11 protein-coding genes are annotated in these 10,531 nt (G+C 60.7%); 3 read left to right on the top strand and 8 right to left on the bottom strand.

Features of this window, described 5'->3' with window-relative positions; all coding sequences use genetic code 11:
* Together ACK4TM_RS15615 and ACK4TM_RS15610 are read right to left on the bottom strand one after the other, a co-directional pair.
* A partial coding sequence (locus ACK4TM_RS15615; RefSeq protein ID WP_409702927.1) for an ABC transporter substrate-binding protein occupies nucleotides 1–682 on the bottom strand: 682 nt, incomplete at its 3' end.
* Nucleotides 683–737: 55 nt separating this feature from the next.
* Nucleotides 738–1,922: an ester cyclase gene (locus ACK4TM_RS15610; protein WP_409702925.1), complete on the bottom strand. Its 1,185-nt coding sequence runs from the start codon at nucleotides 1,920–1,922 to the stop codon at nucleotides 738–740.
* Nucleotides 1,923–2,119: 197 nt separating this feature from the next.
* On the opposite strand from ACK4TM_RS15610, the gene ACK4TM_RS15605 reads away from it, so the two are divergent.
* Nucleotides 2,120–2,257, top strand: a complete 138-nt coding sequence (locus tag ACK4TM_RS15605; RefSeq protein WP_409702923.1) for a hypothetical protein — start codon at nucleotides 2,120–2,122, stop codon at nucleotides 2,255–2,257.
* Complete coding sequence (locus ACK4TM_RS15600) at nucleotides 2,241–3,575, top strand: amidase (protein WP_409702921.1); 1,335 nt, start codon at nucleotides 2,241–2,243, stop codon at nucleotides 3,573–3,575. The genes ACK4TM_RS15605 and ACK4TM_RS15600 overlap by 17 nt, the downstream gene beginning before the upstream one ends.
* 17 nt (nucleotides 3,576–3,592) lie before the next feature.
* Here the strand turns inward: ACK4TM_RS15600 and hisD (ACK4TM_RS15595) are convergent, their stop codons facing one another.
* From hisD (ACK4TM_RS15595) to hisD (ACK4TM_RS15570), 6 genes are read right to left on the bottom strand one after another with little or no spacing between them, the layout of a single operon-like run.
* Nucleotides 3,593–4,876 (bottom strand): histidinol dehydrogenase, encoded by a 1,284-nt coding sequence (gene hisD, locus ACK4TM_RS15595; RefSeq protein WP_409702919.1) that lies wholly within the window; start codon nucleotides 4,874–4,876, stop codon nucleotides 3,593–3,595.
* Nucleotides 4,877–4,888: 12 nt separating this feature from the next.
* Nucleotides 4,889–5,590, bottom strand: a complete 702-nt coding sequence (locus ACK4TM_RS15590) for an RraA family protein (RefSeq protein ID WP_409702917.1) — start codon at nucleotides 5,588–5,590, stop codon at nucleotides 4,889–4,891.
* Nucleotides 5,578–6,273, bottom strand: coding sequence for an alpha/beta fold hydrolase (locus ACK4TM_RS15585; protein ID WP_409702915.1), 696 nt, complete (start codon nucleotides 6,271–6,273; stop codon nucleotides 5,578–5,580). The genes ACK4TM_RS15590 and ACK4TM_RS15585 overlap by 13 nt, the downstream gene beginning before the upstream one ends.
* Complete coding sequence (locus ACK4TM_RS15580; RefSeq protein ID WP_409702913.1) at nucleotides 6,261–7,226, bottom strand: cupin domain-containing protein; 966 nt, start codon at nucleotides 7,224–7,226, stop codon at nucleotides 6,261–6,263. Before ACK4TM_RS15580 ends, ACK4TM_RS15585 begins: the two co-directional genes overlap by 13 nt.
* A gap of 26 nt (nucleotides 7,227–7,252) precedes the next feature.
* Nucleotides 7,253–7,993: an SDR family NAD(P)-dependent oxidoreductase gene (locus tag ACK4TM_RS15575; RefSeq protein WP_409702911.1), complete on the bottom strand. Its 741-nt coding sequence runs from the start codon at nucleotides 7,991–7,993 to the stop codon at nucleotides 7,253–7,255.
* Nucleotides 7,990–9,315 carry a histidinol dehydrogenase gene (gene hisD, locus ACK4TM_RS15570; protein ID WP_409702909.1) on the bottom strand — a complete coding sequence of 442 codons (1,326 nt, stop codon included), beginning with the start codon at nucleotides 9,313–9,315 and terminating at the stop codon, nucleotides 7,990–7,992. Before hisD (ACK4TM_RS15570) ends, ACK4TM_RS15575 begins: the two co-directional genes overlap by 4 nt.
* An 832-nt stretch (nucleotides 9,316–10,147) precedes the next feature.
* Here hisD (ACK4TM_RS15570) and ACK4TM_RS15565 point away from each other — a divergent pair.
* The gene (locus tag ACK4TM_RS15565) at nucleotides 10,148–10,525 is read left to right on the top strand and encodes a DUF2513 domain-containing protein (RefSeq protein ID WP_409702907.1); all 378 of its coding nucleotides are present in this window, start codon (nucleotides 10,148–10,150) and stop codon (nucleotides 10,523–10,525) included.
* Nucleotides 10,526–10,531: the final 6 nt, after the last annotated feature.

Genomic DNA, 10,531 nt, shown 5'->3' with positions numbered 1-10,531 from the left:
CGGTCATCGCCTTCATCAGTTCCAGTGTGCGCAAACCTGCGTCGCCGTTGACGGCGGGCACTGCTGTGCCGGGTTCAAAGAACTGCCCGCCCAGACCCATGTAGGTGTTGACGAATTCATTAGCCAGAAACCAACCCGACTGGTTCGCCGCGGCCAAGGGATAGCGCATTATGCCGTCTGCGCGGATCTTTTCGGCAGCGGCCAGCATTTCCTCAATCGAGGTGGGCTGTTCCAGCCCTGCCTGTTCCAGAATATCGCCGCGCATGAACAGGTTCTGCCCGTTCACCATAAAGGCGATGGCGACAACCTGCCCGTCGACGCGGACCAGCTGCTGTTCCAGCAACTGGCTGCCATGGGCAGCGACCAGATCATCCAGCGGGCGGACCAGATCGCGCGCCAGAAGCGGCGCGATGGAATTATTCGCCACCATCGTCACGGTATATTGCGCGGGATTGGTGGTCAGCGCGGGCTGCGCAAGGGCGCGGTGCTCGGTCGTCATGTTCGCTGTGACGGTCACACCATCACCGGCGCAGGTCCGCGCCTCATTGATCACGATGCCAAGCGCGTCGAAATCGTTCGACAAGATGTTGACGTTGCCCGCCTCGATGCCGCATCCGGCATAAGCAGCGCTGTGTCCCAGAATGACAGCCACAGCAGTGGCCGGCAGGGTCATAAGTTTCATGGCTCTCTCTCCGTTGGTTAAGGACGCCCGTTTGTTATGGGTCGTTGTGAATGTGTCAGTGATTTTCGGCAAGGGCACCCGACGGCAGATCCCCCAACTGTGCCAGCCGGACCTGTACCAGCGCTGATAGTTCGTCATAGACGGTCCAGTCATCGACGATCCGGCCATCCTTGTAGTGGAAATGCGACATACCCATCAGGCGCACATGTTTGCCGGTCGGATCACCCAGGGAATCCAGAATACCATGGCCCAGATGATGCCCTTCCATCAGCCAGCGCACCGCGACCTTGGTGCCGCCTTCGATACAGGGGGTCGAACAGATATGCTGCGGCATGAACAATGCATCAGGGAAACTGCCCACCAACCCCAGCATCTGATGCGTGACCGATGCAGTGCCGTAAAGTTCCTTCATCAGCGGTCCGTGATATTGCGCCGTGGGTGCATAGACCTGCCGGATGCGGCCAAACATCTTGCGGTTATAGACATCATGCAGCCAGCTTAGCGTGTCGCGTTCCAGATCATTGGAAGCCAGCGACAGATCAGCCTCTGCCTCGGGTGGATATTGACCCTGCATCAGGCCGGTTTCGCCAATATCAAGCTGTTTCATACCCTGCGAGAGCTTGCCCACGGCGATCTTGTCGGCGTAGCCGCGCGGATCAAGGCCCAGTTGCTGCACAATCGCCATCTGATCCGACACCACCCATTCACGGTAAATCTTGTTGCGATGGATCATGCAGTCCGCCACCGTCCGCGACACAAAAGACCGCCCGTTCGCAGGCCCGTAATGCCCGTTCTGGCTATAGCGCCCCGAACCGGTGACCAGATGCGAGGTGTAGAACCCCGCCTGATCATCGCCGGACCAGATCACATGCGTTGCCATCCCGCGCCGTTCCGGCAGCGAGACAAGCCGCTGGATCGTGTCGCGAACCACATCTTCTCGATTATAGATCGTGCCGGTCGGCAGATAGAGAACGACATTATGCGTGTAATGCGAATAGATCAGCCCGACATCGCGTTCGTCCCAAATCTTGTGGGTGCAGCGGATGATGTAATCGACGATATCGGAATAGCAGGGATCAAACCCGTCCATCCCCTGCACAGGCGCGCGGCCTTCCGGGACCAGTTCGGCAAAATCGGCGCGTTCAACCTGCATGACCTTGCCCTGATGTGGCCCATCATCACGACGGCTCGCTGGCTTGGCACCTTTTGCCATCGTCGCTGTGTCGTCCTGATTTCCCATGTTTCTTATCCTAGTCCGAGGCTGCCCGTGCAGCTTTTGCATACGCTTGCAAATATCTATGGACGCAAGAGGGCGAGTCGATCAATCAAAAAATGCATACTTATGCAAAAAATCTATGATAGCGCCTCTGATCTCTTTCCAGACAAAGGAAATCGTGCCAAAAGTATTTTTGCATACACATTCAAAACAGGTGGAATATGACGCCCGAAACCCTTGACACCCGTCTGCGCGACCTTGGGTTCACCCTGTCGCCGGCTGACCTTGCCGCCCTGTTCCCCGCAGCCAAGGCGCTGCATGACACCGCCAAATCGTTGCACCATGACCGCCCCGCTTGATCTGCCCCTGCAATACCAGGCCCGCCTGATCGCAAGGGGTGCGATCAGCGCGGTGGAACTGACGCAGGCCGCGCTTGACCGGATCAGTGCCCGCGATGGGATCAGCCGCGCCGTGGTCGATCTGAATGCCGGTGCTCTGGCCCTTGCCCGCGAGATCGACGAAATGCCTGCCGAACAGCGCCCGCCGCTGGCTGGTCTGGCCTTTGGCGTCAAGGATATCATCGATGTGGCAGGCCAGCCCACGCGCTGCGGGTCACACACCCATGACGCTTCGCCTGCGCAGGATGCCACCGCTGTCGCGCGCTTGCGGCAGGCGGGGATGATCCCGCTGGCGAAACTCGCCACCTATGAATACGCGCTGACCGGCCCTGCATGGGATCAGCCCAACCCGCCCGCGCGCAATCCGTGGAACCCCGACCACATCACCGGCGGGTCGTCGTCGGGTTCGGCAGCGGCAGTGGCGGCAGGAATGATGCGGGTGGCCCTTGGCACAGATACCGGCGGGTCGATCCGCGCGCCTGCCGCCTATTGCGGGATCGTTGGGTTGAAGCCAACACATGGGCTTGTGCCTGATGCGGGCTGTTTCCCACTGTCGCCCAGCCTTGACGTGATCGGCCCGCTGGCAGGCTGCGTGGCTGATGCCGCGCTGGTGCTGGACGCCATAGCCCCCGGTGCCGGGGCCATGCGCAAGATCGGGCAAGATATCAAAGGGATGAAAATTGCCTATGGGCGCGACTGGTTCGCGGATGACCCCCGATGCGACCCCGCCTTGCTACAAGGGTTGGACGACACCTGCGCTGCCCTATCGCTACTGGGTGCGCAAATCCACCTGACCCCCTTGCCCGCCTATGACAGGCTAGAGGCCGCAGGCACCGTCATCCTTCAGGCCGAAGCGCTGACGACCCACCGCACCCCTCTTTCGCAAAACTACGACAAATACGGCGTGGACGCCCGCCGCAACCTGCTGACAGGTGCGGTGCCGGACGATGCCGATATTGCCCGCGCCCGCCAGATTGGTCTCGAATTCCGCGCCGCTGTCGATGTGATCTTCGCCGACCATGCAGCGATCCTGCTACCCACCACGCTTGGCCCTGCGCCTGCCTTTGCCGATTTCGCTGATGGTCCGGTCTGGACCGCGATGCGCACCCTACCGTTCAACCTGTCCGGCCACCCCGCCCTGTCGCTGCCGTGCGGGCTGGCCGCGAACGGCCTGCCCTTGGGCTGCCAACTGGTCACAAGGCACAAGGACGAGGCGACATTGTGCCAGATCGGCCATGCCTTGGAACAAGCCGTCCTGCCTTTGCCCCGCCCCCTGTAACAAAGGCAGGGCGCCGCTTAGCCCTGCAACCGATCCAGCCGCAATTGCGCGGCGCGGCGGTGGCCTTCCAACCCTTCGGACGCGGATTGGCGCACGGCTGGCGGGGCCACCTGATGCACGCCTTTGGCGTCCATCCATTGATGCGTCACGGTCTTGACATAAGACCCGACCCATAGCCCGCCGGTATAGCGCCCCGCGCCCATCGTGGGCAGCGTGTGGTTGGTGCCACAGCATTTGTCGGAATAAACCACACTCGCATCCGTCCCGATGAACAAAGACCCATAGTGGCGCAGCCGTTTCGCCATCGCCTTGGCCTCCAGCGTATGGACCTGCAAATGTTCTGCCGCGACGATATCGGAATAGGCGATCATCGCCGCCTCGTCCGGGCAAAGCGCGATTTCGCCATAGTCACGCCAGGCCTGCGCCGCGGTGGCGGCGGTCGACAGTGTTTCCAACTGCCGGTCGACCTCGGTCAGTACGGCATCGGCAAGTGTGGCATCGGTGGTGATCAACCCGACACGGGTGCGGATGTCATGTTCGGCCTGCGCCAACAGGTCAGTTGCAATCATTTCGGCGTCACCGGTGCTGTCAGCCAGAATGAAAATCTCGGACGGGCCGGCGAGCTGGTCGATCCCCACGGGGCCAAAGACCTGCCGTTTCGCTTCATTCACAAAGGCATTGCCGGGACCCACGATCTTGTCCACGGCAGGCACGGTTTCAGTGCCAAGCGCCATCGCCGCAATTGCCTGCGCGCCGCCGATGCGGAAAATCCGGTCGGCACCAGACAGATGACAGCCCGCGATCATCGCCTCATGCGCGTTGGGCGGCAGGCAGGCGATTACTTCGGTCACGCCTGCGACCTTGGCGGGCACGATGGACATGATCGGCGCGGATAACAGCGGATAGCGCCCGCCGGGCACATAGCATCCCACCCGTTCCAGCGGGATATTGCGATGGCCCAGATGCACGCCGGGGCGGATTTCGATCTCCAGATCCGACAGGGTGCCTAGCTGCGCCTCGGCAAAGGCGCGGACATTGCTGATGGCAAATTCGGTATCGGCCCGCGTCTGCGGGTCAAGCCGGTCGAGTGCTGCCTGACGGTCCGCTGCCGACACCTCGAACTGGTCGAGCGTTGCACCATCGAATTGCGCCGAATAATCGCGCACGGCAACGTCCCCTTCACGGCCGACGCGGGCGAGGATTTCCGCCACCAGCGTGACGACTGGCGCGTTGTCCGCCTGCGCATCGCGGCCGGGGGATTTGATGAATCGAATATTATCGGGGATCGGTAAACGTGACATGGGGATACTCCTTTATGTGCGGGCCGCTTCGAAAGCGGCCCAGGCCGTCTTGAAGCGGGTGAAATCGAAATCAGGGGCGCGGGCGGCGTCCAGCACGATGGATTCGGCCTTTTGCATCCGCGTGATGGCGGTGGGCAATTCGGGCAGGTAATCGGCGGGGATCACCACAGCGCCATGGCGGTCGGCATGGACCCAATCATCGGGTGCAATCGTCAAACCATAGACGGTGACAGGCACTGCAACCTCCGTCACGTGGACGAACCCATGCGACGGCCCGATTGACGCCGCCAGCACCCCGAAGCCCGGGGCCATGTCGGCCAGATCGCGCATCACGCCATCGGTCAGCGCACCACATAAGCCGAACCCTTTGTGGATCGTGGTATTCACCTCACCCCAGAAGGCCCCGATGGCATCTGCGCCATCCATATCCTGTACCACGGCGATGCGCGGACCGGTGCCGTCGGCCATATGGCGGTAATAATCCATCCGCCTTGCGCGCACGACCTCTACCGGATCATCGGAGGGGGCCAGCGCCGAAATCCGCGCCGTCCGCGCCTGCCCCAGCAGCACCGCGCCTGCATCGCTGGCAAGAACGGTGCCGCGCGTGAAACGGTCGAACCCGCGCTTGCCTTCAATCACTTCGATAGCATTGCAGATCGTGGGGGTATCGACCGCAAGCAACAAAGCGGCGGCGGTTTGAGTCAAAGCAACCATTGCGACAAAGCCTTATTCGTGAGTTCAGGGTTTTCCAGCACCGGCAAATGGCCGGTATCCGGCAGGCTGACGCGGTGGGCATGGGGCATCAGTTCATGCATCAGATCATGTCGGGAAGGCGGGCAAAGCTGGTCTAACTCACCGCTCAGGATCAGCGTGGGGCAAGTCGCGGCTGCGAGCACCGCACTCTGGTCACGTCGACCGGCCAGCGCCTGCGATTGACGCAGAAACACCTCCGGGCCCAGATCCGCCGCCATCTGCAAGCAAAGATCGGCAATATCCGGTGCAGGGCGGGCCAGATAGCGCGGGATAAGCGCCTCTGTCATCAGCCCTGCAAGATCACCGCGCTTGGCGCGTTCCATTTGCGGTGCGCGAACTGCCCGAACCTCTTCCGTCTCGGCCAGCGGGTTGGTCGCGATCAGCGCCAGCCGCGCAATGCGGTCCGGCGACTGACGCAACATCTCCATCGCGACGATCCCGCCCATTGACAAACCTGCCAGCGCGAAAACCGGCGGTGCCTCATCCAGCACGCGGGCGGCCATGGCGGCGATGCTTTCATCGCGCGACAGATCGGCCACGATGATACTGCGCCCCGCTGACAGATGTGCGATCTGCGGCGCGAACAGCCGCGCATCGCACATCATGCCCGGCAGCAGGAGCAGGGTAAGCGTCAGTCCCGCCATGTCGGGCCAGCGGCGTCATCGGTGTCGCGCGCGCGGTACATGCTCGCCTCGCCCGACATCGACGGGGCCAGACGATAAGCAAGGCTCGGCGGCACAGCGCAGGTGTCGCCCGGGGCAAGGATCACGTCGCCACCGTCCCATGACAGACGCCAATGCCCGCGCATCACCATCAGCACATCATTGCGCCCCGATGTGACGGACGCATCCAGCACGGTGTGATGGTTGATGAAATCAACCTCGAACCCAGGCCGGTCGCGCAGGACGCCGTGTTCGCCAATGACCTGCGCAGGTCTGCGATCCGCCAGCGCCATCAGGTCCCAGTATCGCGCGACATAGCCGGGGATCACCTCGGACGTGGTCAATTCGGGGAAGGTTTTCAGTTCTTCCTCGGACAGGACCGGCATCGGGCTGACACCATCGGGCAGGTTTTCACCTTTCTTGGTGTCGTAAAGCTTGCCATTCTCGCCCAAAACAAGACCGTGATCGCGTGCATCCTCGATCACCTGCGGGGCCCAGATCACGCCGCCACCGGCGTCATCTCCACCAAGGATCGCCATGATCATCCCGTAATCGGTGCCGATATTTTCAAAACCACGGAAAATGCCGGTCGGGATATTGATGATATCGCCTTCTTCCAGCACCACTTCACCGGCGGTGCCATAGCGGCCCCAAAAGAACCGCCAGCGGCCTTTGAGGATGAAAAACACCTCTGCCGTGCGATGCGAATGCAGGCTATTGCGGCATTTCGGCGGCTGGCCCGCAGCCCCGATGTTGAAACCGGGTGTGTCACGGATATGGACATGCTGGTCGGGACTTTCGGACACACCGCCACCGATGATGGTGAAATTTTCCTTCTGATCCGATCCCGGCGTATGGGCGTCGATAAAGGCGGTCTTGCAAGGCACCAGTTCACCATAACGGACGATCCTTGCGCGCATTTCCTGTGGGGTCATCATTCGATCCTTCTGGGGGTAAACATTCAGGCGGCGGTCCAGCCGCCATCAACTTTCAGCGCCGTGCCCGTCACCATCGCCGCCGCGTCGGAGGTAAGGAAAACCACAGCGCCCATCAGATCCGTCACCTCGCCTGGGCGGCCAAGCGCGATATTGCGCAGCAGCCAGTCACGGCGATCAGGATCGGTAAAGGTTTTTTCGGTCAGCGGCGTGCGAATAAAGGTCGGGCAGATCGTATTGATGCGGATGCGATGCGGCCCCCATTCCAGCGCCATCGCCTTGACCATGCCTTCGATGGCATGTTTGGACGCACAGTAAACCGCGCGATCCGGCCCACCGACATGGCCCATCTGGCTAGAGATATGGATGATCGTGCCACCACCCAGCCCGACCATCCCGCGTGCCGCCGCCTGCGACAGAAAATAGGCCGCCCGCAGGTTGACCGCCATTACCGCATCGAAATCATCAGGCGCGGTATCCAGTGCCGGCCCATGCCGCGCCAGACCCGCCGCATTGACGACGATCTGATAAGGTGTGTCAAACAGCCCCGCCAGCGCATCAACATCGGTGATATCGCAAGGCACCGCACGCCCGCCAATCTGGCGCGCCACGTCTTCCAGCGCATCCTTGCGCCGCGCGACGCATGTCACAGCCGCACCGGCATCGGCCAAGGCCACGGCACAGGCCAGCCCGATCCCCGATGAGGCGCCTGTCACGAGCGCCCGCCGTCCGTCCAGCCGGAACGAAGGTGTTTGCGGCAAGGTCATTTCGCCGTCTTCACAAGATGCGGTGCCTTGGTGCCATAAGGCACATTTACCCCACCATAGCGGCGCAGGCGGATATTGCATTGCTCGGCATGGCCGACAAAGCCTTCGATCATGCACAGCCGTGATCCGTATGCCGCGACATTCGCCGCCGCCTCATCCGTCAGGATACGCTGATAGCTGTGGGTTTTCAGAAACTTGCCAACCCACAGCCCGCCTGTATACCGCCCCGCCTTGCGCGTCGGCAGCGTGTGATTGGTGCCGATCACCTTGTCACCATTGGCCACATTGGTGCGCGGACCCAGAAACAGCGCGCCATAGCAGGTCATGTTGTCCAGATACCAATCATCGCGGTCGGTCATCACCTGCACGTGCTCGGACGCGATGTCATTTGCTACCGCCAGCATCTCGTCATGGTCTTTGCACAGAATTACCTCGCCGTGGTCGCGCCAGCTTGCCCCGGCGGTTTCCGCCGTCGGCAGGATGGTCAGTAGGCGGTCGATCTCGGCGAGGGTCGCCTCAGCCAGTTTGCGCGAGTTGGTCAGCAGCACGGCGGGGCTGTCAAAGCCATGTTCGGCCTGCCCCAAAAGATCGGTCGCGCAAAGTTCTGCATCCACTGTGTCATCGGCAATCACCATCGTTTCGGTCGGGCCTGCAAACAGGTCGATCCCGACACGACCGAACAGCTGCCGTTTGGCTTCGGCGACATAGGCGTTGCCGGGGCCGACCAGCATATGCACGGGGTCGATCGTTTCAGTGCCTAGCGCCATCGCGCCAATCGCCTGAATGCCGCCCAACACATGAATTTCATCCACGCCCGCCATATGGATCGCGGCCACGACGGCGGCATTGGGGCGGCCCTTGAATGGCGGTGTGCAGGCCACGATGCGCGGCACGCCAGCGACCTTGGCCGTCGCCACCGACATATGGGCGCTGGCGACCATCGGAAACTTGCCGCCGGGGATATAGCAGCCGACCGATTGTACCGGAATATTGCGATGGCCAAGCACCACGCCGGGCAGCGTTTCCACCTCTACATCTGTCATGCTGGCGCGCTGGATGCGGGCGAAGTTGGTGACCTGTTCCTGCGCAAAACGAATGTCGGCCAGATCATCGGCGGGGACCTCGGCAATCAGCGCCTGAATTTCTGCATCACTCAACCGGTAGGTATCACGCTCCAGCCCGTCAAAGCGCTGCGCCATTTCGAGCACCGCTTCATCGCCATCGCGCGCGATTTCTGCCAGCGCCTGTTCCACGCCGCGCCGCAATTCGGCATCAGCCGATGCGCGCTCCGCCTCGCTCTTCCCCCGCTTGAGATAGTTCATAATCGTCTGCCCGTACCATGAGTGAATACCTATGCAATATCTCAGTGGATCGAGTCGGGCAAGCCACTTTTGCATATGTATTCAAGTCGACCCGAAATGGCTCTATCCTTGCTAGCCAAAGTATCCAACTGCAAAGGATTAATCGTTGTCACTCTTCCTGAAGATCGAACTGCGCAGGTTGATGCGTCGCTGGCCGCCCATGGCGGCACCCGACGATGCCGTTATGTATTGGCGGCTCCTTACGAACCGGTAGCGTTCCGTTTGAGCTAGCGGATAGTCTGCCGGACACGTTTCAGCGCTCGAATGCATGGTCAGCGACATGCTTATGACGCGGCGGCGGCGTCTGATTGGATTGGGACCTACTCGACGGAACCGGTCACAATCTGCAACAAGAGGCCCCGGAAGCTTTTGCTGCCGCGATGTTGGCACTGATAGAAACTCCATAGAGTGAAGCGAACGTCAGTGGCCGCTTTTCCGCCGTTCGGGCGTAAACACCCTGACAAAACGTTCTGTCAGAAACGGTGGTTATCGCCTGTGACAAAAACGCGTGAGTTTTGTCCCTGACTGGCATACGCAAAGAGTTCATCGGCGACACCCATGCAGCTCGCAGCGAGGAAAATCTGTTTGCACGTGCAGGGACGTGTTCGGCCCAATGCGGCCATTGGCTTGATGGGCGAGCGCTGCGGTGCAGCTTCACGAGAACGGACATTCATCCATCGCTCAGCATTTTTCGAGCGTGAAGGCCGGCAGAGCGGGACGGAGCCGCCTTGGCTGTGGTCGTATAAATAACTACTCTCTCAGAAGGTTAATGCAACAAGCTGGGTAAGTTACGATGAAACGCAGCCTCGATTTGATCCGCGAAATTCTCCTTGTGATTGAAAGCTACGAACCAGAACGGATCAATCGGATTCAATCTATATCACCAAGGGATTTCTCTGGAACCGAACCTCAGAATTGGCACCACATTAAAATGCTGTGTGACGCTGGCCTGCTAGACGTGGCGGGCCAGCCCGACATGAAGTTGAATTATTCAATTCATGGCATGACCATGGCAGGACACGACTTCCTTGATGCGATTCGCGATGAGACTGTTTGGGACAAGACAAAACAACGCCTGGGCAACGCTGGTGGCTGGACGCTTGACCTCGTCCTAGCGGTTGCAAAGGAAGAATTGAAACGGCGGCTAGGCTTAGGTTTTCAGGAACTGTGATTTTCA

Source organism: Yoonia sp. (assembly GCF_046292185.1).
GTDB lineage: Bacteria > Pseudomonadota > Alphaproteobacteria > Rhodobacterales > Rhodobacteraceae > Yoonia.
The sequence above is the reverse complement of the archived record's forward strand: the minus strand, read 5'-3'. Positions and strand labels throughout refer to the sequence as shown.